Origin of the sequence: Buttiauxella selenatireducens (assembly GCF_031432975.1) — a bacterium.
Taxonomy (GTDB): Bacteria; Pseudomonadota; Gammaproteobacteria; order Enterobacterales; family Enterobacteriaceae; genus Buttiauxella; species Buttiauxella selenatireducens.
On record NZ_CP133838.1, the window covers coordinates 3,972,536 to 3,994,814 of the forward strand.

The following is a 22,279-nucleotide window of genomic DNA, read 5'->3' on the forward strand; positions in this document are numbered from 1 at the left end:
CTGCCCTACTTCCCCGGCATTTTCTGCCGGGGAAGCACCGATTTGAATCAGCGGTTATTTTCCCGGACAATGCCTTTAGTTTTTTAACTCAGGCGTAACAATGACATGAAACACCCTCTGGAAACCCTGATGAGTGCTGGCGGTATTTTGCTGCTGGCTTTCTTTTCCTGCCTGCTGTTGCCAGCCCCTGCGCTGACGCTCGATCTCGCCAAAAAGTTGATAGCGACTTTCCATTTACAGGATTTAAACCAGCTTTACACCATCATCTTTTGCCTGTGGTTTTTGGCGCTGGGTGCCATCGAATACTTCGTGATTCGCTTTATCTGGAGACGTTGGTTTTCGATTGACCGAGAGGGGTAGAGAAGAATTTCAGGCGGTGAAATACCGCCTGAAAAGAGGGATTCGCGGCCAGCCAATGATGCTACACCCTAAATAATTCAAGTTGCAGGAAGATGGCAAAAGAAGGAATCCCGATGAGCTTACTCAAGTAAGTGATTCGGGTGACTGAGAGCCGCCAACGCACCTGCAGCTTGAAGTATGACGGGTGCGAATATCGTTACCGGTCGGCGACTGATGAATACGCAAACCAAACTGATCGACTACGGCAAATATATGTTCGAAGATATCGGCCTGAATCGCTTCATATTCCAGCCACACGACCGTATTGGTGAAAGCATAAATCTCGATGGGTAAGCCTTCTGCACCCGGCGCTAACTGACGCACCATTAAGGTCATGTCTTTACGAATACGCGGATGGTTTTGCAGATATTCGGTCAGATAAACCCGGAACGTGCCGACGTTAGTCATGCTGCGGGCGTTAAGTACAGAAACCCCGTCGCTATTATGTGTGCGGTTATAATCTTCAATTTCTTTCGTGCGCGAGTCCATATAAGGTTTCAATAATCTCGCTTTCATTAATCGTTCAATTTCATCTACAGACAGAAAATGAATACTGGTGGTATCAATATTAATACTGCGTTTAATTCGACGACCGCCAGACTGCGACATTCCACTCCAGTTTTTAAACGCATCAGAAACCAGGGCATAAGTTGGGATCGTGGTAATGGTATTATCCCAGTTACGGACTTTGACGGTGGTCAAACCAATATCGGTGACCGCACCATCCGCGCCATACTTAGGCATTTCCAGCCAGTCGCCCAATTTCAACATACGGTTCGCCGAAAGCTGAATACCGGCAACCAGCCCCAGAATCGGGTCCTTGAATACCAACATCAGTACCGCAGCCATCGCCCCCAGGCCGCTTATCAGAATAGCGGGCGACTGGCCAATGATGCGCGAGACAATCATGATGCCAATAACAATAGAGGCGATCAGTTTCACGCCCTGGAATATTCCTTTCAGCGGGATATTCGACGAAATAGTAAATTTTTGTGATAAATTATAAATAACATCCAACAGAGAAAATAATGACAGCAATGAATACAGCATAATCCACAGCTGAGCGCAGATGATCAATATCGTGCTGATGTCGCTGCCTTTCTGCATCCACAACACCACCTGGATATTGACGATTACCCCTTGCAGGGTTAAAGCAACGCGTTGAAATAACTTGTTTTCTGTAATAATTTGCAGCCATAAATGTTGGCTGGATTTTGCCCGTTTTTCAAAGGCTCGCAACACTATTCTGTGAAGAATTAAATGCACCACCAAAGCGATTATAAAAATAATAGCCAGAACCACTAATATCGACGTAGCAGGATCAAGAATAATCCCGAAATTACTTAAAAATGAAACCAAATCTTTCATAATCACTCCTTCCTAAACAACACATATAATGCTGGGTGACAAATTCATCTGCAACCATTATTGCGTTTTTAATTTCCTGAATATTCTTTACAAGATTTTTATTGCTTTGATGAAAAAGGGTATTTAAGAAAAATAATAACGATATAAATCCGGCTGGATTATCAGAGGGTGAATTCCACACGGCTGGCTATACTAAACGCACGAATGCACTCAGCGCGGGTGCAAAAAGCGAGATGACAGTATGCCACTCAGTGATTTTGCCCATTCTGACCCCTACACCCTCGGTATTGAGCTGGAATTGCAAATCATCAGCCCACCCGCCAACGATCTCAGCCAGGACTCATCGCTGCTGATTGACGCGCTAACTGGCGTTGTGACCGAAGGTGAAGTCAAACATGACATCACTGAAAGCATGTTGGAAATTGCAACGGGCGTGTGTACTGACATCGCACAGGCGAATTCGCAGCTTTCCAGCTTGCGTCAGCACGTCTTGAAGGTGGCAAGCCAACATCATCTGGCTATTTGCGGCGGAGGGACGCATCCGTTTCAAAAATGGCAGCGCCAGGAAGTGTGCCAAAGTGAACGTTATAACCAGACGCTTGAGCTATTCGGCTATTTAATGAAGCAGGCCACTGTTTTTGGCCAACACGTTCATGTCGGATGCGAAAACGAAGAAGACGCTATCTATTTAATGCATGGATTATCGCGCTTTGTTCCGCACGTCATCGCCCTCGCTGCATCGTCGCCTTATATTCAGGGCAGTGATACCACCTATGCTTCATCACGCTTGAATATTTTTTCCGCCTTCCCGGACAACGGCCCTGCCCCGTTCGTAAGCAACTGGCAAGAGTTTAAATGGATGTACCAGCGCCTCGAGTCCAGCAGCATCGTGCAGTCGATGAAAGATCTGCATTGGGATATTCGCCCCAGCCCACACTTTGGCACGGTTGAAGTGCGCGTGATGGATACCCCTTTAACCATCACGCGTGCGATTAATATTGCCGGTTTTATTCAGGCGCTGGCGCATTGGTTGCTGAGCGAACGTCCATTTGTTCCACGTTCTGAAGATTATCTGTTGTATCGTTTTAACCGTTTTCAGGCCTGCCGTTTTGGCTTTGAAGGGATGCTGACTGATATCCGCAATGGCGAACAACGCACGTTGGCAGAAGACATTTTGCCACTGCTTGATACTCTCGCACCTTACGCCGCGTCACTACAGGCGACCCCGGCGTTAGAAGCGATTGAGGGCTACGTTCGCCACAACGACAGTGACACTCGTCGCATCCGTCAATTTATTACCGAAGGCGGGCTGTTAACCGAGTTGGTGCGCGAACATTGTGAAATTTGGGCAAAAGAGTAAATTTATTTTCTGATTTAAAACTATGGAGGGGAATTATTATTCTCAAAGTAGTTGAGATATAAATATAATTAGCCATCCTAAATTATTCTTTAATCAAAGCTTAATGAATAGATGATTTACTTCCTGAAAAACCATGTTAAAGTTGCGCGAAATAATCACCACTTCATTAACAACAAAAAATAGCACAATATTCCATTATTGAATGTCTTATTAAAAGGATTTAAAGCATGACTCACTCGTCAAATTTCCTGATGAAGAATATTTTTATATTGAGCGACAACCGTTATTTATTACCCGGTGTAAAACACCTCTTATCCACCTTTTGTCAGGATGACGTCACGTTCAATGTTAAGCATATAACTAACAATAAGTTAAAAGAATTCTTTGAGGAATTAAGATCGCAAGAAAACAACACCAACTCAGTTAATTATTTCATCGTTGAAAAACAGGTATTTTATATCCTGAAGTTAAATAATCCCTCACCTGCTGGCATACTTATCCCACCCACGGTGGCAATAAGTGAACTGCATAATATTTTGCTGAAGCACAATAAAAAAGATAAATTCCTGGATTCCGAATTTTACTATCGAAATACACATTCACATCGTGAAGTTGAAGTGGTATCGATGCTTCTGGAAGGCATTCAGCCCAAAAACATCGCAGACACGCTAGGGATCTCGATAAAAACCGTGAGTCACCACAAACAAATTGCGATTAAAAAAAGTGGTTTCTCGAACTTTAATGAATACTACATGCGTAATTTGACCATTCATCCTTTTCTCCATCAGCATTGATTTATGAATCTGGCTCATAGCTCCTTTCGTTTTTAGCGGGCTAATCGCCAAACTTCCGGAATGGTAGTGTTTCATTTTCGGATAACACGGCAAGCCTGGACGAGTTTCCTATACTTCAGAGTCACTGTTGTCCATTTAACCCCGGCAGCAAATGCCGACCTGGAGGAAAAAATGGAAGAAAAGCTGAAAATCACCCCGGCGGGCTCCCAGCCCTCTCAATCGGGTCCGGAAAGTTACTTCACAGGCAGAGTCCGTATTGACGCACCTTTCCAGACCACTCCCCCAGCACGCGCTGGCGGCGCAACCGTCACTTTTGAACCCGGTGCGCGTACCGCCTGGCATACCCATCCCCTTGGCCAAACCCTGATTATTACCCACGGTCATGGCTGGCTACAGGAATGGGGTGCAGAAATTCGTGAAATCAACCAGGGCGATATTGTCTGGATACCCGAAGGCGTAAAGCACTGGCACGGTGCGACGCCCGACAATGCCATGACCCATATCGCGATTGCTGAGTCACTGAACGGCAGCCCCGTTGAATGGCTGGAGCATGTCAGCGACGATCAGTATAAAAAGTAGGCTCTTAATCCGGAGAACAAACATGACGATGAAAGTGCTCGGTTATGCTGCCCAATCCGCAGATGCTCCCCTTGCTCCGTTCGAATTTATGCGACGAACACCCCGCCCTGATGATGTTGTCATTGAAGTGATGTACTGCGGTGTGTGCCACTCCGACCTTCACCAGGCGCGTAACGACTGGGGCTTTAGTCAGTATCCGTTAGTGCCAGGCCATGAAGTGGTTGGCCGCGTGGCTTCAATTGGCAGCAACGTGACGAAATTCAAGCCAGGCGATTACGCAGGAATAGGCTGCATGGTGGACTCCTGTCGAACTTGTCATCCATGCAAAGAAGGCCTGGAGCAATACTGCGAAGAAGGCAACGTGCAGACTTACAATGGCGTAGACCGCCATGACCACCAGCCGACTTATGGCGGCTATTCGCAAACCATTGTTGCTTCGGAAGATTTTATTCTGAAAATGCCGGAAGGTATGGATCTGAAAGGGGCGGCTCCCCTGTTATGTGCCGGTATCACCACCTGGTCACCGCTGCGCCACTGGAATGTGGGCAAAGGCAGCAAAGTCGCCGTTATTGGGCTGGGTGGGCTGGGTCATATGGCGCTGAAACTGGCAAACGCCATGGGGGCAGAAGTCACGCTGTTCACCCGTTCGGCCAGCAAGGAGGCGGATGCTCGACGCTTAGGGGCGCATCATATTGTGCTCTCCACGGATGAAACACAAATGGCGTCGGTGAAGAACCAGTTCGATTTAATCATCGACACCGTACCTTACGATCACGACATTAACCCGTATATGCCAACGCTTACGCTTGATGGAACACTGGTGTACGTCGGGTTGCTGGGCAATATTGAACCGCCGGTTAGCACGCTGCCGCTGATTCTGGGCCGCCGTTCGGTTGCGGGTTCCTGTATTGGTGGGATTAAAGAGACACAAGAGATGCTGGATTTCTGTGGCGAGCACGGAATTGTTTCAGATATTGAGATGATTAAGATTCCGGAGATTAACGAGGCTTATGAACGGATGTTAAAAAGCGATGTGAAGTATCGTTTTGTCATCGATATGGCCACGCTTAAATAGACGTTTAAATAAATAGCCAGGATAGTGTGGCGCTATTTCACCACACTATCCTGTTGTTCTATTCTTAAAATCCAATACTTAAAATCCGATCATTAATAATAGCTGATCGTCACATTGGCCTTACCGGTAATTTTACCGGTAAACGGCTGACCATCTTTTGTAATATCATCGGCGGTTTGTACAATAGCGGCCGAATATTTCACGCTGGTAGCACCTTTACGAAAAGCCCCAAGATCGTTTTGAGCGCCTAAAACAACGGGTTTATCGTCCTGATCGTAAAGCTCAATCCCCACACCGTCCAAAGCTTTTAATCCGCCACTAGCATCATAAGCATTTAGCCTTGCTTGCAGTGACTTAGCGGTATGCGCGTCGTCGAAAGTGAGCTCCATATGGCTGGTAAACGTGCTGCAGGTGAAACCGATGCCAAATAAAGTCCGGTTTCCAACCAATGGGTAAGATTCACCACTTCGTTTAGAAAATGAACCGAGTTCGACCGTTTGATGTGGGTTATCCAGCGAACATGAGGGTGCCGCCATATAAACCCCGCTGCCAAGCGGCACACTAATATCAGTACTTCCTGCAAAACCTTCAACGGTAAAAATTAAATCGTATCCAGGCGGAATAACCGGTAGCTCGCTGTATTCGACCCAACCATATTTAATCAACTCAACGCGCATTGACTCAATCGCATAGTTATAAACCTGGTCGAATTTATACTGCGTTTTCTCACTATTATGTTGCGCACCAAACTGTACCAGCGATGTGTCAGGGCCAATATTCACAATCGGATATTCAGCCCCCAGGCTTTTACCCGGCATCATTGCAGCCGATGGATAACTGCTCGGCGGTGTGTCTCCACTGATCGCCGTGGCCTTAATAAACATTTTAAGTTTTATGCCGTTATTGTTGGTGTCGGCCTCACCAATCCAGTTTAGTGGTTTACCATTCACCGACTTGAGTTTTAACGTGACATATCCATCAAACCCTACGGGAGGGGCAACATACGCACCATTAGTTGTGCAACTCAAACGCATATTCGGCAAAAAATAGGCGTAGTCGACGTTTAAGATCACCGAGTAATCGGGTGTATCTTCATCAACCGCAATCGGGTGCGCACGAGTAAACGGTGAAAAAGGTGCAGCGCCTCCCGTATCAATTTCGCAACTTAGTCCTGACGCGGCCAGCGCTGAGCCACAGCTGATAACGAACAGTATCAGCCCGAAAACGGAAGCGATAATCGGGGGTAAATGGACACGTTTCATAGGTGCCTCGTTAGAAAGTCAATTTCTGATGCTGCACCGGAGTGTCGCCGCCGAAATCATTGATTAAAGAGGAATTCAGTTCCGCAGATTTTCCAGCAGCCTGCGCCGGCACTTCGTAGCGCTGTTCACCTTTCGCGGGAACCATGGTGTGTACATCCGCAAAGGGCAGCGTTTTACCTGCACTGGTCACTGAAAGCTCGGAGAAACTGACGACATAAGGAGAAGGATTGGTGACCACCAGCCAGGACTTATTACCGTCATGCTGAACTTGCCATTTTAGTTGCCCGGCGGTGTCAGCCGGGTTGCCGTTTAAATGTTCAGGGCGCACAAAAACTTTTAACCGTGTACGAATCGCCAACTGGAGCTGGTTTCCGGCACTTTTAGTTACCGAAGGAACCTCCTGAATCCACAACCAATAAACGGATTCGCGGTCCTGCGGAATTTTCCCCGGAATTAATACGATACGTAATTTCCCTTCACGGCCAGCGTTCATTTTAAATAATGGCGGTGTGAGGACAAAAGGCAGGTTTTTATCACTGCCGTTAAGATCCTCAATCCACGACTGAACTAAATAAGGATGCTCTTTATCGTCATTAAGCAATTTGACGGATGTTTCTTTATCACTTTCCTGAACAATAACGCGCGTCAATGCAGGGCGGATAGCAGCATGAGCGGCACTGCTGAGTAATAAAAGACTCAGGGCGGTGGTGGTAAAAGTTTTAAATTTCATAAGTTCTCCGGTTAGCGGCAAATGGCATTGATTTGTTGATACCAGGGCTCTGCCGAACTTTTTGCCGCCGGTAACGTAAATTCACATTGGGTATGGTTATCGAGATCAACACGTATCACTGTGTTGTCCTCAGCGAGCACTCCGCTGAGATAGAGCAAACCGTTATCAGCAACCATGCCGACCTGTGATTTTCCTTGCCACACCGCCGCCCCGAAAGGTGCCGGTTTTCCATCTGTGAGTTGCAGATTAACTAATGCGCGGCGTCCAACCCGCGTCTGAAACTGGCGCACAACAACAGCACCGTGAGTGGGAATAACCCCAATGCCACCGTCCAGTAATTCAATATTTTCCGCCGCCTGCCGGGTATTTAATGACAATGCATTGTCACGGTAAGGCATGATGGAAGGCACAACAGCTTTCCCCCAGCGGTTCGTTTTAACGCCGGGTTGCCCTTCCACTGCGATATTCTCAGCACCCGGTGTTTCAACGATGGCCACCGTATCCCCCAGCATTTGCGAAAGAACGATGCCATCGCGATAAGCCACCACCCCACCCGTTACCCCTGCAGAATATTGCCTGGTTTGCGGACCGACACTTGCGCTGGCATTGAAGCTCGCCATGCTATTGCGATAGCCCATCGACGCCGAAGGGGTGTAACCGAATTCATTGTGCTGTGCCGAAAGGCTGTAATTCAGCGCGCTTTCAAGCCCCGTCCCCGAAAGAGTTGCCATTTGCGAACTGCTGGTGTTGTTACCATTGGTCGTGGTGAAAGAGACATTACGGCTGTTTTTATCCCCGGCATCTAATGGCACCGAGAAGTTCAGCGACAGCATACGGTCGCCAGGCTCCGATCCGTCATAGGCAGCCTGATAGCTGTAACTTACCCCGACGTTAACTTTCTTAATTTGCGCGCTGTAACCCAGCGTTACCGATGTATCTGTACGGTCGGTGTCGGTGTAACTATTGCGATCAAGGGTGAAATATCCGTTTCCGTACTCCCCCATCCCCTGGTTTAGCGTCACCTGTATTTCATTCTTTTTGGAATAACGCGTCTGGTCGTCATCTGAATTCTGCCAACGCCAACGGGCATAGTCAGAGAAGTCCATAAAATCGCCTGACTGATACCGATAGCCCATGAGTTGCAATGACGTATCCGTGTCATCGAATCGACGTGCATACTGTGCGCGAAGCACATGACCGGTACTATCCATGGCTTCAGCCTGGCTCTTATCCGACTGGTTTTGATGATGTTCCAGCGCCCAGTCAAACGAAACGCTTCCCCACCTTCCCATATTAAAACCCGCGCTAATGGCCGAGGATTGATACCCTTCTCCCACCAGCAGCAGATCGCTCAATGTCATAACGTCAAAGCCATATTGCAGACTCGCCTGGCTAACCATAGGTTGCTGGGAAAGTGAGTCGTCACGATAACGGCCTGCGCTTAAACTGTAGCGCCAGGTGCCGGGGCGCAGCATGTCCGGGAGCGAGGTATAAGGAACCACAAACTCCTGCTTGCTGCCGTCGCTCTCTTCAACCGTGACATCTAAATCAGCGCCAATTTGCCCATTGGTTAAGTCGGTAATAGCAAAACTTCCCGCAGGAACCGTCTGGCTGTAAATAATATTTCCGCGCTGGCGGATAACGACACGGGCGTTAGTTCTTGCCACCCCACGAACGATCGGCGAGTAATTAAACGTATCATTTGGCAGCATCTGATTATTCGTTTCCAGAGAGATGCCGCGTATCGGTAATACACCCAGCACGTCGCTGGAGGTATTTGCATAAACATCCCCGACGGTCATTCGGGAAACTAAACTGGCCAAATCACGTTCCGCATAAGCGCGATCATGGTTATTTTCCCAACCGTCTTGTGCTTTATTAAAGGTGTCAAAACTATAAAAACGCCAGCTTCCTAAATTCAAACCAGAATTCAGCCCTAAATAAGCACTATTATTGCTGGAATTGTCACTGCTATCGTTACCATGATTTTCGGTGTGGTAAACATAGCTGGAATAACTCAGGCGCAGTGCGTTAACACCGTCATCCCACAGCGAAGGGTCGATCATCTCAGCTTTCTGCGAAGTCGTCATTGCCGCTTGTGGCACGGTTATCAACAGTTGCTGCATAGATTCATCGTACTGAATTTTTGCTTCCGGCCAATGAGACGTAAGGTTCAGGCAGCTTTGCTCATCATATTTACCCGCCTCGCTCAGATCCTGGCTGCTGATTTGGCTGCTGTGTAATATTGCCGGAGTCAGACAAGGTATGGCACTTTTGCTATCAGCAACGCTAATAAAATTAACTTTGGTTTTAAACACCGAATGTTCATTGACGACAATTTCAACCTCTTTCTGCCCTGGTTGCAGAGTATCAGGTGAATAAAACTGAGGCGGAATTGACTGACCCGAAGTTCGTAAAAAATCGCTATCGAAAGATGAGTCCGATTGAGTATCTTCAATCTTATTCATTTCACTATTAGCGTAAAAAGGAAATAACGCGGGTAGAATGATAGCAATAATAATAAAGCAATAATTATTAGCCACCATAACACCTACCCGCTTTAATAACCCAGAGAAAAAGAAAAATTAGTTATAAACAATATCGATAAAACTTTTCGCTGTAACTTTTCCAACACCAACACTTGGCGTAGAGGTATTCGCTTTATAAGCCACTTTGAATTTCAGAGCAGTTTTCCCAGTGGTCAATAATTGCTTCTCTGAAGGATCTACACCGTTAATATCAATCGGTGTTGAACCATTATTTTCCAGAATTGCAATGCCAACACCAGTGGCTGGATTAACATCAGTACTTATATTTTTCAAAATACTTCCGTCTGCGGGATCAGGTGTGCCACTGAATTTTACCTGGGCATTTTTCACCGTGGTGGTTGTACAACCCTTGAGATCAATGGTGAAGTCCGTCATCCCGGCATAGAGGTTGCCAGTGGAGAAAGCACTGGTACTCACCGGTGACAAATCCATAACACCGCTGGTTGCAGCAGCACCATTGAAGCCTTCGAGAGTGCAGGCTGACGAAGTGATTTCACCATTAAACGTGATATCACCGTCCGCAGCCATTGCGCCAGAAGACATAGCGCCTAACACTGATAACAGTGCTAGTTTTTTAAATGTCATATAATTTTCCTTAATTTACTATTTGAGCCCAATTGAATAAATAATGAGATTCAAGATAACCACCTCGAATTTCGATGATTATATTCCTCGACCAGAGCACCAGCTATTAGCATTGCTTTGTTATTTATTAAGCCAATCTAAATGATTTTGAATTGATTAAAAAATACCGATTAATTAATTGCACCAGAAATATTCAGTTAATGAATGAGAAGATTTAATTTTTGCCGTATTAACAAATTAGAATCAGGCTTATTACAACTCGACTTAAATAATGCATTAACGTTTAAACATTCAAACAGGTGTGCATTTCGATAAGATCGGTTGTCAGCAAAGGCTTCCTCAACACTGACCAAAAAAAGCGAACATTATCACCAACTATTTTTTAACAACCTACCGCCACCAGGGTACAATCCGGCAACAAAAAACCACTTGCGAATTGCCCGATTGCCATCACTTTTCACTCTTTCACGCCATAAAGGGTTATCAGCGCTCGCGTTGCTGGCGATGCTGATGCTTTTTATCGCCCCTGTGATTTCAAAATCACTGGAGCACTCGCGCGTCGCGAAAGACGGTGAACATCAGATGGCAGGCCACTCAAGTAGCCAGATGATGGAAATGGGGGCGATGAAAATGCCCGCCTCTTCGCATCTGATGCCAGGTGCAGGCGCATCTTTGATGGACGACATCGCCTGTGGATACTGTCAGCTGTTGTTGCATATCCCGCTGATTGTCTGGCTGTTTATTCCTTTTATCTGGCTGGCATGGCGCATTTCACGCGCACTCCCTCCGCCCATTATCGCCCCACTTCTGGCTCAGCATGACGATGCCGACGCCCTGCCCCGCGCCCCTCCTGTCGTGCCGTTTCGTTAAAAAAACCCCATTAACGTCACTGTTCTACAGAGGATGACTATGTCTGTGAATCACTCTCAGCTCGCCTGTCGTGGCGCGCTGCTGACGCTTGTGCGTCGCCTGCATTTTTACATCGGCCTATTTATCGGCCCGTTTATTTTCGTCGCAGCCCTGACGGGCACACTCTATGTACTGACACCTCAAATTGAGAATGCGCTTTATCATCAGGCCCTGCACACCAGGGATGTTGGAGAAAACCACCCCCTTTCACAGCAAATTGCCGCAGCACGCAAATATATCGGCGAAGATGCTGCAATTTACGCTGTGCGCCCTGCTCCGCAAACTGGCGATACAACACGCGTGCAGTTTGTCGACCCGGCATTAGGGGAGTCCGAATCGAGAGCTATTTTTGTCGCTCCGGCCTCACTGGCCATTCAGGGAGATATGACGGTGTACGGCACCAGAGGTGTGCTCCCGCTGCGTACCTGGATTGACCAATTCCATCGCGGTTTATTGTTGGGAGAAACAGGGCGTATTTACAGCGAACTGGCGGCTTCGTGGCTGTGGATTGCCGCATTAGGTGGCGTGATTCTGTGGTTAACCTCACGCCCAAAAAGAGTACGAAAAGTGCGGCAAACCCCGCAAAGAAAAGCACGCCACTGGCACATTACGCTGGGTAGCACGCTACTGCTCGGGCTGCTCTTTTTCTCCGCAACCGGGCTGACCTGGTCACAGTGGGCAGGAGAGAATATCGACAAAATGCGCAGTTCGCTGGGTTGGATGACGCCGCAGGTCAATACCGCTCTGACCCCGCAAACAAGCCATCAGCACGCCGACCCACACGCGGAACATCACGCCATGATGCCGGGAATGGTGATGCCTGAAACGAATGACAGTCAATGGGACAAGGTGCTCCATGCCGCTCGCACTGCGGGAATTGAATCTAACAAAGTAGAAATCCGCGCACCGCGTTCAGCAGGCAAAGCCTGGACTGTGACTGAAATTGACCGCGCGTGGCCGACTCACGTCGATACGGCGGCGATCGATCCAAATGGCTTTAAGGTCATCGACCGGACTTATTTCACTGATTTCCCAATGGTTGCCAAGCTCACACGTTGGGGAATTGATGCTCACATGGGAGTGCTATTCGGGCTGCCGAATCAGCTGTTGCTGGCAGCGTTTGGTTTTGGCCTGTGCGGGATGATCCTTCTGGGTTACCGCATGTGGTGGCTCAGACGCCCGGCAATGTCTGCGAGCCATCCCGCACAAACACTCAGCGAGGCGTGGCTTGCTCTGCCACTCATCTGGCGCAGCGTCATGGTGATTATTGCCCTGCTATTGGGCATGGCTTTGCCGGTGATGGGCGTCAGTCTGCTGTTGTTCATCGCCACTGATATTGCTCGCTGGCGGATACAAGCCCTTAAACCGCAGACCTCATAGAGCAGGTCATCAAAATGCCATTCGCCGGTAACAAGGTAAAACCGGCGGGTGGTGCTAACACTTCTGCGTCAAATCCCCCTCAAATATTGGTCCTACCAATCGATCCAAAAATGTGACTCGTTTACCCATACCAACAAAATTAGTTACACGCTTATTGCCATCAGTTAACAAAAGATTAACCTTTACGCATTACTTCCCCTACATCGCCAGATTGGTCCTACCAATAAAGCGAAAAATAATAAGTACATCACTTTCTGGAGAGTCCTGCATGCAAGCCTGGCAACAAGTCTACGACCCGGCAGGGAACATCTGGCTATCAAGCCTCATCGCTGCTATTCCGATTATTTTCTTCTTTTTTGCGCTGATTAAATTGCGCATGAAAGGTTATACCGCCGCCACCATCACTGTTGGCCTGGCATTGCTCGTTGCCCTGTTTTTCTACCGCATGCCGGTTGACCGCGCCTTGTCGTCAGTGGTTTACGGCTTCTTCTACGGATTGTGGCCGATTGCCTGGATTATTATCGCAGCGGTATTCGTCTATAAAATCTCGGTGAAAACCGGGCAGTTCGACATTATCCGCTCGTCGATTCTGTCCATCACGCCCGACCAGCGTCTGCAAATGCTCATCGTCGGTTTCTCCTTCGGTGCGTTTCTGGAAGGGGCTGCCGGGTTCGGTGCGCCCGTGGCGATTACCGCCGCATTGCTGGTAGGTTTGGGCTTTAACCCGCTCTACGCCGCAGGCCTGTGCTTGATTGTAAACACCGCGCCGGTCGCGTTTGGTGCGATGGGGATCCCCATTATTGTTGCGGGCCAGGTTACCGGTCTGGACAGCTTTGAAATCGGCCAGATGGTGGGCCGCCAGTTGCCGTTCCTGACAATTATTGTGCTGTTCTGGATTATGGCGATTATGGACGGCTGGCGCGGCATTAAAGAGACGTGGCCTGCGGTGATGGTAGCGGGTGGCTCGTTTGCTATCGCACAGTATCTCAGCTCTAACTTCCTTGGCCCGGAACTGCCGGATATTATCTCTTCGCTGGTTTCTCTGGTGTGTTTGACGGCATTCTTGCGCGTCTGGAAGCCCGTTCGAATCTTCCGCTTTGGCGATATTGGCGCATCGGTTACCGACCAAACCCTCGCTCGCCAAAACTACACTTTAGGCCAGGTGGTACGCGCCTGGATGCCGTTTATCTTCCTGACGGCGACCGTCACTCTGTGGAGTATTCCACCGTTTAAAGCGCTGTTCGCACCGGGTGGCGCCATGGCTGACTGGGTGTTTAACATCTCTGTGCCGTTCCTCGACAAAATGGTTGAGAAGATGCCACCTGTCGTGGCGCACAGCATGGCCTATGCCGCGGTCTATAAGTTTGACTGGTTCTCTGCAACCGGCACTGCGATTTTGGTCGCAGCACTTATCTCCATTGTTTATCTGCGCATGAAGCCGAAAGCGGCAATCGAAACCTTCGGTGAAACGCTGAAAGAACTGGCTCTGCCTATTTACTCGATTGGCATGGTGTTGGCGTTCGCGTTCATTTCAAACTATTCCGGTCTGTCGGCAACGCTTGCTCTGGCGCTGGCTCATACCGGCCACGCATTTACTTTCTTCTCGCCGTTCCTGGGCTGGCTGGGGGTATTCCTGACCGGATCAGATACCTCTTCCAACGCGCTGTTTGCGGCATTACAGGCGACCACCGCGCAACAAATCGGCGTGTCCGATCTGCTGCTGGTTGCGGCTAACACCACCGGTGGCGTAACCGGCAAGATGATTTCTCCGCAGTCCATCGCCATCGCCTGTGCGGCTGTAGGCCTGGTGGGTCGCGAATCTGACCTGTTCCGCTTCACCGTCAAACACAGCCTGATTTTCACCTGCATGGTCGGCGTTATCACAACGCTTCAGGCCTATGTCTTAACCTGGATGATCCCTTGATGAGCAACCAACCGCGCCTGGCCGACCATCTGGTTGAGCGCGTAAAAGCATTAATTAACGAACGTAAGCTGGAGGCGGGCATGCGGTTGCCCGCCGAACGCCAGTTGGCCGCCGAGATGGGCGTTTCGCGCTCATCTCTTCGTGAAGCCATTCAAAAATTGATCAGCGAAGGCGTATTAATTAGCCGTCGTGGCGGCGGCACGTTTGTGCGTTACGAAGTTCAGGCCTGGTCTGAGCAACGCATTGTGCAGCCACTTAAAACGCTGGTTGAGAACGATCCAAACTATCGCTACGACATTCTGGAAGCGCGGCACGCAATAGAAGCCAGCACCGCCTGGTATGCCGCAATGCGTGCAACCCCGGCAGATAAAGAGAAGCTCATTGCCTGCTTTGACGCGACGGTGAAATTCAAAGAAAGTGACGATCCTGACCTGGCCGCCCAGGCAGATGTGCGCTTTCATCTGGCGATTGCCGAAGCCTCGCATAACATCGTGTTACTTCAGACGATGCGCGGCTTTTTCGACCTGCTGCAATCCTCTGTGATGCACAGCCGCCAACGCATGTACACCGTGCCCGCTATTTTTGCGGGGCTCACCGAACAACATAACGAACTGCTGCAGGCTATTTTGGCCGGCGATCCTGAACGCGCACGCCTCGCGGCGAAAACCCACCTCGGGTTTGTCCATACCACCATCAAAAACCTGCATGAAGACGAAGCTCGACAGGCGCGGATTAGCCGCCTGCCCGATGAAGATACCGACGTAAAAAGGGACGAAATTCCATGATTATTTCTGCTGCAACTGATTACCGCGCCGCTGCAAAACGCATTCTGCCGCCATTCCTGTTCCATTACATTGACGGTGGGGCTTATGCTGAACATACCTTGCGTCGTAACGTTGACGACCTGGCGCAGGTAGCGTTAAAGCAGCGCGTGCTGAAAAACATGTCCGCACTGAGCCTTGAGACCAAACTGTTTAATGAGACGCTGTCGATGCCGGTTGCCCTGGCACCCGTGGGTTTGTGCGGGATGTACGCACGCCGTGGCGAAGTTCAGGCGGCGAAAGCAGCCGCTGCTAAAGGTATTCCGTTTACGCTATCTACGGTTTCCGTCTGCCCGATTGAAGAGGTCGCGCCTGCGATTGACCGCCCAATGTGGTTCCAGCTTTACGTGCTCAAAGATCGTGGCTTCATGCGCAATGCGCTGGAGCGCGCCAAAGCCGCAGGTTGTTCTACGCTGGTCTTTACTGTGGATATGCCCACTCCTGGCGCTCGCTACCGTGACGCGCACTCGGGCATGAGTGGGCAACATGCCGCACTTCGTCGCTACTGGCAGGCCGTAACCCATCCGCAATGGGCATGGGATGTGGGCCTGAATGGTCGCCCGCACGATTTGGGGAATATCTCTGCTTATCTGGGTAAACCCACGGGTCTTGAAGATTATATTGGTTGGCTGGCGAATAACTTCGACCCGTCAATTTCCTGGAGCGATCTGGAGTGGATCCGCGAGTTCTGGGACGGCCCGATGATCATCAAAGGTATTCTCGACCCTGAAGATGCCAAAGATGCGGTGCGTTTCGGGGCTGATGGGATTGTGGTTTCCAACCACGGTGGCCGCCAGCTCGACGGCGTATTGTCGTCGTGCCGCGCCCTGCCCGCCATTGCCGATGCGGTAAAAGGGGATATCGCGATTCTCGCCGATAGCGGTATTCGTAACGGCCTGGACGTGGTGCGCATGATTGCGCTCGGAGCTGACACCGTATTGTTGGGTCGCGCTTATCTGTACGCGCTGGCGACCCATGGCCAGGCGGGTGTGACCAATCTGCTCAACCTGATTGAAAAAGAGATGCGCGTTGCGATGACGTTGACCGGAGCAAAATCTATCGCTGAAATCAGCCCTGAGCTGCTGGTGCGTGAAGGCCTGAAAGATATTCTGTCGCCGCACGCAATGGCTGCGGGTTTCTAAGCTTGCGATACGGTAATGCGGCGCTGCCGCCGGGATTCACCGGGGACAGCGCTTGCTGAGTATTAGTTGAGTTTGTAGTCGAGGGTAATTTCAGCTTTTAGCAGTTGCGATACCGGGCAACCGGCTTTGGCTTTCTGAATAATTTTATCGAACACCGCGCTATCCGCGTTCGGCACTTTGACGTTGCTGGTTAGCGCAATTTTGGTAATGGCAAAGCCACCGTCGGTTTTATCCAGCGAGACATCGGCTGTCGTATCGATACTTTCCGCCGTATAGCCCTCTTCGCCAAGCATTAGCGAAAGTGCCATCGAAAAACAGGCTGCGTGCGCCGCACCAATTAACTCTTCCGGATTGGTACCGGCAACGCCTTCAAAACGCGTGTTAAAACCATAGGGCTGTTGTTTTAACGCACCGCTCTCGGTGGAAACAGTCCCTTTTCCGCGCTTAATGTCACCTTCCCAGTGAGCCTGCCCTTTCTTATGAATGGTCATGTAATCGCTCCTCTTTTATTGACACGAACATCAAGTATAGAAGTTGAATACGGGCTTGCCCGGCAACTCAGAACAATCCTTGCAGCGAAGAAAAATAAAACGAATAAATTCGCGGTCCCGAGTGTTTACTGGTTACCGAACACCACGAGGGTACTACCATGAAGCGTTTATACCGCCAACTCCTTCCCGCTATTGCGACCAGTTTTCTGCTGTTTACCGGCTACGCTCAGGCAATGGGAGGTAGCAACGACGAACCGGTTCCTCCAACTTGCCCTAAAGGGCAAATTTATGACTCGAAAACCAAAACATGCATGGTCGATAAAGGTGGGATGATTGGGGATGAATCCCGCACCGATTATGCGTACGCACTGGCAAAAGCGGGCCGCTACCAGGAGGCGCTGGATATGCTCAACACGTTGAAAGATCAAAACACCGCAGAAGCCCTGAACTATCGCGGTTATGCCACCCGCAAACTGGGCCGTACCGACGAAGGGATCAGCTATTATTTAAAATCTGTGGCGCTTGATCCGAAATACCCCAAAGTCCGCGAATATCTGGGGGAAGCGTACATGATAAAAAATCGCCCCGATCTCGCTCGTGAACAGCTTGCCGCCATCAAATCCCTGTGTGGCACCAGTTGTGAGGAGTATCGCGATTTGTCCGCAGCCATCGACGGCCATCCCGAATCATAATCGGAGGCAAAAATTAGTAGCGAAGCGATACGCCGTGATCTTGCGCAATACCTTTCACGCCTGTGGCGTTATGGGCTGGTGCTCTCCCATCAGCGAGATATTGCCGATGATTTAGTGCAGGCCACCTGTGTGCGAGCCATTGAACGCGCCGCACAGTTTGAAGTGGGCAGCAGGATGGATAGCTGGCTCTTTTCCATCCTGCACTCCATCTGGCTCAATGAAGTTCGCTCGCAGCTTATCCGCCGCGGGCAAGGTTTTGTGGATATCGATGAACTCACGGGAAGCGAAAGCTGCGACGACCCTATCTGGACAAACGACGTGATGAAACGAGTGGCTCGTTTACCCGAAGCCCAGCGTGACACGGTATTTCTGGTGTATGTGGAAGAGTTGTCCTATCGCGAGGCGGGCCAAATTCTCAATGTTCCTGTCGGAACCGTGATGAGCAGGCTCGCCACCGCACGGCTGACATTATCTCAGGACCGAGCACTTCAGCCTGATTCGCGCTCTGTAAAAGGAGAAGGTTCATGACAATTACTGTCAATACCGATGAGCTGCTGGTGGCGTATCTGGATAATGAACTGAGCCCAACCGAGCGTCAGGCGCTGGAAGAACGCTTGAGTCATGATGCGCTTTTGGCTGAACGTTTGGTGCTCCTGGAGCGCAGCAGTCTACCGTTTAAATCCGCTTTCGCCCCCCTGCTGGATGCGGCTCCTGCCCCTCGCTTGCAGGCCTATCTCACTCCCCCAACGGCTGCGGTATCCCGACGCCAGCTTATTGCCGCAGCGGTGAGTTTTCTGGCCTTAGGTGTGATTGGCGATCGTGCTTTTCTGCACTTCTCTCAACCTGAAGAAAATTGGCGCGAATTAGTCGCTCAGTACATGGCGTTGTATACCGCTGAAACACTAGTAGACACACCGTTGCCTGAAGCACTGGAAAACCAACTGCGCTCGACGGGTCAGCAATTAGGTCTCACGCTAACGAGCGAAAAAATGATGTTGCCTGACGCAACACTGAAAAACGCACGGACGCTGGCTTATGAGGATCGTCGTATTGCGCAAATTACCTGGCTTGATCCTGCCAGCGGCCCATTAGCCCTGTGCATTACAGGAAACGCAGGCCAGCCCATGGCTGCCAAAAGTGAACAAAGGCTGGGCATGAACATTGTGTTTTGGGCCGATAAAACCCATCAGTTTATGGTAATTGGGCATGGATCTGCGGGAAATATGAGTGAGATAGCTCAACGATTGCAGCGCAAAATCAGCGCCTGATTTGGGCGCTTGCCTCCAGTACAAACAACTAAACCGTCCAGTCTTGTACCTGTAAACCTGAAACACCATAGAAAGCGCGATCGCTGGTAATTAGGGTTGTTTTTTCACTTAACGCATGGGCCGCGATAAGCATATCGAGAGCCCCCATAACGTGCCCTTTCTTCTCCATGCTCGCCCTTAGCTTACCGTAAGTTTCCGCAGCAACACTGTCCCAGTCATAGATTGAAACCGCATCAAGAAACCCCATTACGGCGGCTTTAAGCGCTTTATTTTTCCGTTTCTCCACACCAAAAAGCAGTTCCGCTTCTGTAATACTTGAAATCGAGATACTTGATGGAGGAACTGCGGATATTCTGGCAACAATTTGCGGATGCTGGCGCAAAAAATAGCTCACCGTATTGGTATCCAGCATGTATGTCATCATTTAATTCCCGCAAAAGGATCTCTGTCAGCTGGAGGCTGATTGCGCTCCTCCGCATCAAGGAAATTATCAGGAACACGGGCCTTTTTTATCAGTGAAATCACATTATCCCAGTTGTCTGGTTTTGCTGGTTTTTTTGAAAGAATCACATTCCCTTCCTTGTCTTGTCGGATATACACCCTGTCAGTATCGAACTCAAACTCCACCGGTAACCTCACCGCCTGGTTTCTGCCATTTTTAAAAAGCTTAGCAATGCGCTCCATTACCTTCTCCCGATACAATTCTGGCCTATGCCAAAGCATAGGCCTTTTATTGACGTTAGCCAACATACCAGAAAGAAGAGACCGTTAAATAGCCAGAAGAAAGTAGCGCCTTTAACTGTGTTTCGCTCGACCTTTTTCCAGGAAGAATTTGATTCTGCGAAGAGTTTCCACAGGAAATGAAACAAGCATCAAGGTAACAAAAATAACCTGGATGAAACTCGCAATTTGGAATGTTGGCGGAGGAACTCAGCGCCTCCGCCACGTCTTATCTACTGCACCAATGCTGCCAGCTTACCAAACACGCCCGCACCGTCAGCGTCGCGCCTGATTTGCACCACATCTTCGAGTTTGTCGATTTGGCTTATCATTTGCTCGAGGCGCTGGTCGTCCGCGACTTGTAGCCAGATTCGGCTCTGATCTCCCTGCGGCAATGGCAGACAGAGGATCCCTTCGACGTTAAAAGCACGACGGGCGAACAGGCCGCAAATGTGAGACATCACGCCCGGATGGTTGCTCACCGTAAGTTCCAGAATAACGGTTAGTTGTTGCATGGCTTACTCTCCAATCATCTCAATGTTGGCAGCGCCTGGCGGCACCATCGGGAATACTTTTTCACTGGCATCGATGCGCACATGAATCAGACAAGGGCCAGGGCGTGAAATCGCCTCCTGCAAGGCCGCTTGCGGGTTTTCTGCGGCGTTCAAATCGCAGGTTGCAAGGCCAAAACCTTCAGCAATTTTCAGGAAATTAGTTTGTCCGGAATAGGTCGCCGCAAAGACATTCTGCTGGTAGAACAGAGTCTGTTGTTGATGCACCAGTCCCAGCGCCTGGTTGTTCAGCAGGATAATTTTCACATCCAGATTATGATCGGCAGCGGTCGCCATTTCCTGAATGTTCATCATGATGCTGCCGTCGCCGGTGAAGCACAGTACTTTGCGGTTGGGTTCGGCTAATGCCGCACCCACTGCGGCAGGCAGGCCAAAGCCCATGGTTCCCAGGCCGCCAGAAGTCAGCCACTGGCGCGGTCGGTTCAGCGGATAAGCCTGAGCCACCCACATTTGATGTTGCCCCACGTCGGTGGTGATAATCGCTTCGTCATCAACACACGCAGCAGCCGCATTAATCAGACCATAAGGGGTTAATGGATTGTCGGCACCCGGCATATTGAATGGGAATTCCTGCTGCAAGCCCGCCACTTGTTGCAGCCACTGCAGGCGGGGTTGGGCCTCGACTTTTGGCAGTAATTGCTCGAGAACCTCACCAACATCCCCGCGAATCGCCACGTGCGCCTGCTTAATTTTACCCAGCTCGGCGCGGTCGATATCCACGTGAATGATTTTTGCGTTCGGGCAGAATTCTTCCGTTTTGCCAATCGCGCGGTCATCAAAACGCGCGCCCAGGACAATCAGCAAATCCGCTTCCTGCAAAATGTAGTTGGTGCTGCGCGCGCCATGCATACCCAGCATGCCCAGAGATAACGGGTGTTTCGCCGGGATCGTCCCGAGCGCCATCAGCGTCATGGTGGTTGGCAGGTTCGCTTTTTCAGCCAGTTCGCGGGCGCGGCGATGGGCATTGATAACCCCACCACCCAGATACAATACCGGGCGCTGCGCCTGGTTAATCATCTCAACCGCATCGGCAATTTGCTGTGCTTCACACTGTGGAGCTGGAGTATGGGGTGACACGGGTGGCAGTGCGCTGATATCGATTTCAGCGGTCTGAACATCTTTTGGGATATCAATCCATACCGGGCCAGGGCGGCCAGACTCCGCAATGCGGAACGCGTCGCAGATGACCTGCGGCAGTTCGGTGATATCGCGGACAAGGTAGTTGTGTTTAGTGATAGGGATGGAGATGCCGTAGGTGTCGACTTCCTGGAACGCATCGGTGCCAATCATCGATTTTGGCACCTGGCCGGTAATGCACACCAGCGGGATGGAATCCAGGCGCGCATCGGCAATGGCTGTGACCAGGTTGGTAGCACCAGGGCCGCTACAGGCGATACATACGGCGGCTTTGCCCTGCGTACGCGCCATCCCCTGCGCCATAAAGCCCGCGCCTTGTTCGTGGCGCGCCAGAATATGGCGGATTTTTTGGCTTTGACTGAGTGCGTTATAGAGCGGCAGGACGGTGCCACCGGGAATACCGCTGATGGTGGTAATGCCATGATGTTCAAGCAGTTGCACAATTAATTGTGCGCCCGTAATACGGTGTGCTTGCGGTGGGTTTTCCGATATTGCCATTGCTCCAGTCCTTCTTCTTATGCC

Annotated in this window: 23 protein-coding genes; 13 read left to right on the forward strand and 10 right to left on the reverse strand. The window is 50.1% G+C overall.

Annotated features, from left to right (window positions below; genetic code table 11):
- Window positions 1-105: 105 nt before the first annotated feature.
- Window positions 106-360: a DUF1158 domain-containing protein gene (locus RHD99_RS18265; RefSeq protein ID WP_309875737.1), complete on the forward strand. Its 255-nt coding sequence runs from the start codon at window positions 106-108 to the stop codon at window positions 358-360.
- Between the two features lie 123 nt (window positions 361-483).
- On the opposite strand, the gene RHD99_RS18270 is transcribed toward RHD99_RS18265, so the two are convergent.
- Window positions 484-1,767: a mechanosensitive ion channel family protein gene (locus RHD99_RS18270; protein WP_309875739.1), complete on the reverse strand. Its 1,284-nt coding sequence runs from the start codon at window positions 1,765-1,767 to the stop codon at window positions 484-486.
- A gap of 241 nt (window positions 1,768-2,008) precedes the next feature.
- Here RHD99_RS18270 and RHD99_RS18275 point away from each other — a divergent pair, with 241 nt between their 5' ends.
- From RHD99_RS18275 to RHD99_RS18290, 4 genes are all read left to right on the forward strand, one after another.
- Window positions 2,009-3,127, forward strand: a complete 1,119-nt coding sequence (locus RHD99_RS18275) for a YbdK family carboxylate-amine ligase (protein WP_309875741.1) — start codon at window positions 2,009-2,011, stop codon at window positions 3,125-3,127.
- A gap of 227 nt (window positions 3,128-3,354) precedes the next feature.
- Window positions 3,355-3,921 (forward strand): helix-turn-helix transcriptional regulator, encoded by a 567-nt coding sequence (locus RHD99_RS18280; RefSeq protein WP_309875742.1) that lies wholly within the window; start codon window positions 3,355-3,357, stop codon window positions 3,919-3,921.
- 171 nt (window positions 3,922-4,092) lie between these two features.
- Complete coding sequence (locus RHD99_RS18285; protein WP_309875744.1) at window positions 4,093-4,500, forward strand: (R)-mandelonitrile lyase; 408 nt, start codon at window positions 4,093-4,095, stop codon at window positions 4,498-4,500.
- A 22-nt stretch (window positions 4,501-4,522) separates the two neighbouring features.
- Entirely contained in the window at window positions 4,523-5,575 is a 1,053-nt protein-coding gene (locus RHD99_RS18290; RefSeq protein ID WP_309875745.1) for an NAD(P)-dependent alcohol dehydrogenase, read from the forward strand.
- Between the two features lie 92 nt (window positions 5,576-5,667).
- On the opposite strand, the gene RHD99_RS18295 is transcribed toward RHD99_RS18290, so the two are convergent.
- The 4 genes from RHD99_RS18295 to RHD99_RS18310 form a co-directional block, all read right to left on the reverse strand.
- Window positions 5,668-6,837 carry a fimbrial protein gene (locus RHD99_RS18295; protein ID WP_309875746.1) on the reverse strand — a complete coding sequence of 390 codons (1,170 nt, stop codon included), beginning with the start codon at window positions 6,835-6,837 and terminating at the stop codon, window positions 5,668-5,670.
- A 10-nt stretch (window positions 6,838-6,847) separates the two neighbouring features.
- Window positions 6,848-7,567, reverse strand: a complete 720-nt coding sequence (locus RHD99_RS18300; protein ID WP_309875748.1) for a fimbrial biogenesis chaperone — start codon at window positions 7,565-7,567, stop codon at window positions 6,848-6,850.
- Between the two features lie 11 nt (window positions 7,568-7,578).
- Window positions 7,579-10,035, reverse strand: a complete 2,457-nt coding sequence (locus RHD99_RS18305; protein ID WP_309875750.1) for a fimbria/pilus outer membrane usher protein — start codon at window positions 10,033-10,035, stop codon at window positions 7,579-7,581.
- Between the two features lie 117 nt (window positions 10,036-10,152).
- Window positions 10,153-10,701, reverse strand: a complete 549-nt coding sequence (locus RHD99_RS18310) for a fimbrial protein (protein ID WP_309875752.1) — start codon at window positions 10,699-10,701, stop codon at window positions 10,153-10,155.
- A 444-nt stretch (window positions 10,702-11,145) separates the two neighbouring features.
- Here RHD99_RS18310 and RHD99_RS18315 point away from each other — a divergent pair, with 444 nt between their 5' ends.
- From RHD99_RS18315 to lldD, 5 genes are all read left to right on the forward strand, one after another.
- Window positions 11,146-11,571 (forward strand): DUF2946 domain-containing protein, encoded by a 426-nt coding sequence (locus tag RHD99_RS18315; RefSeq protein WP_309875755.1) that lies wholly within the window; start codon window positions 11,146-11,148, stop codon window positions 11,569-11,571.
- A gap of 33 nt (window positions 11,572-11,604) precedes the next feature.
- On the forward strand, window positions 11,605-12,990 hold the full coding sequence (locus RHD99_RS18320) for a PepSY-associated TM helix domain-containing protein (RefSeq protein ID WP_374708442.1): 1,386 nt from the start codon (window positions 11,605-11,607) through the stop codon (window positions 12,988-12,990).
- A 268-nt stretch (window positions 12,991-13,258) separates the two neighbouring features.
- Window positions 13,259-14,914, forward strand: a complete 1,656-nt coding sequence (gene lldP / locus RHD99_RS18325) for an L-lactate permease (protein ID WP_183271225.1) — start codon at window positions 13,259-13,261, stop codon at window positions 14,912-14,914.
- Window positions 14,914-15,699 (forward strand): transcriptional regulator LldR, encoded by a 786-nt coding sequence (lldR, locus tag RHD99_RS18330; RefSeq protein ID WP_183271226.1) that lies wholly within the window; start codon window positions 14,914-14,916, stop codon window positions 15,697-15,699. The genes lldP and lldR overlap by 1 nt, the downstream gene beginning before the upstream one ends.
- A complete protein-coding gene (gene lldD / locus RHD99_RS18335) occupies window positions 15,696-16,877 on the forward strand; it encodes an FMN-dependent L-lactate dehydrogenase LldD (protein ID WP_309875759.1) in 1,182 nt (393 codons plus the stop codon). Before lldR ends, lldD begins: the two co-directional genes overlap by 4 nt.
- Window positions 16,878-16,939: 62 nt before the next feature.
- Here the strand turns inward: lldD and RHD99_RS18340 are convergent, their stop codons facing one another.
- Window positions 16,940-17,368, reverse strand: coding sequence for an OsmC family protein (locus RHD99_RS18340; RefSeq protein ID WP_309875760.1), 429 nt, complete (start codon window positions 17,366-17,368; stop codon window positions 16,940-16,942).
- Between the two features lie 158 nt (window positions 17,369-17,526).
- Between RHD99_RS18340 and RHD99_RS18345 the strand changes: the two genes are divergently transcribed.
- The 3 genes from RHD99_RS18345 (at window position 17,527) to RHD99_RS18355 (ending at window position 19,328) form a co-directional block, all read left to right on the forward strand.
- Window positions 17,527-18,060, forward strand: a complete 534-nt coding sequence (locus tag RHD99_RS18345; protein ID WP_309875761.1) for a tetratricopeptide repeat protein — start codon at window positions 17,527-17,529, stop codon at window positions 18,058-18,060.
- A gap of 78 nt (window positions 18,061-18,138) precedes the next feature.
- Window positions 18,139-18,588, forward strand: a complete 450-nt coding sequence (locus RHD99_RS18350; protein ID WP_309875762.1) for an RNA polymerase sigma factor — start codon at window positions 18,139-18,141, stop codon at window positions 18,586-18,588.
- Window positions 18,585-19,328 (forward strand): anti-sigma factor family protein, encoded by a 744-nt coding sequence (locus RHD99_RS18355; RefSeq protein WP_309875764.1) that lies wholly within the window; start codon window positions 18,585-18,587, stop codon window positions 19,326-19,328. The genes RHD99_RS18350 and RHD99_RS18355 overlap by 4 nt, the downstream gene beginning before the upstream one ends.
- Window positions 19,329-19,356: 28 nt before the next feature.
- Here the strand turns inward: RHD99_RS18355 and RHD99_RS18360 are convergent, their stop codons facing one another.
- The 4 genes from RHD99_RS18360 to ilvB all read right to left on the reverse strand — a co-directional run bounded on the left by RHD99_RS18360 (window position 19,357) and on the right by ilvB (window position 22,255).
- Complete coding sequence (locus RHD99_RS18360; RefSeq protein ID WP_309879208.1) at window positions 19,357-19,749, reverse strand: type II toxin-antitoxin system VapC family toxin; 393 nt, start codon at window positions 19,747-19,749, stop codon at window positions 19,357-19,359.
- Window positions 19,749-20,012: an antitoxin gene (locus RHD99_RS18365; protein WP_309875766.1), complete on the reverse strand. Its 264-nt coding sequence runs from the start codon at window positions 20,010-20,012 to the stop codon at window positions 19,749-19,751. Before RHD99_RS18365 ends, RHD99_RS18360 begins: the two co-directional genes overlap by 1 nt.
- A 269-nt stretch (window positions 20,013-20,281) precedes the next feature.
- Complete coding sequence (gene ilvN / locus RHD99_RS18370; protein WP_183271231.1) at window positions 20,282-20,563, reverse strand: acetolactate synthase small subunit; 282 nt, start codon at window positions 20,561-20,563, stop codon at window positions 20,282-20,284.
- Window positions 20,564-20,566: 3 nt separating this feature from the next.
- Window positions 20,567-22,255 (reverse strand): acetolactate synthase large subunit, encoded by a 1,689-nt coding sequence (ilvB, locus tag RHD99_RS18375; protein ID WP_309875770.1) that lies wholly within the window; start codon window positions 22,253-22,255, stop codon window positions 20,567-20,569.
- Between the last annotated feature and the right edge of the window lie 24 nt (window positions 22,256-22,279).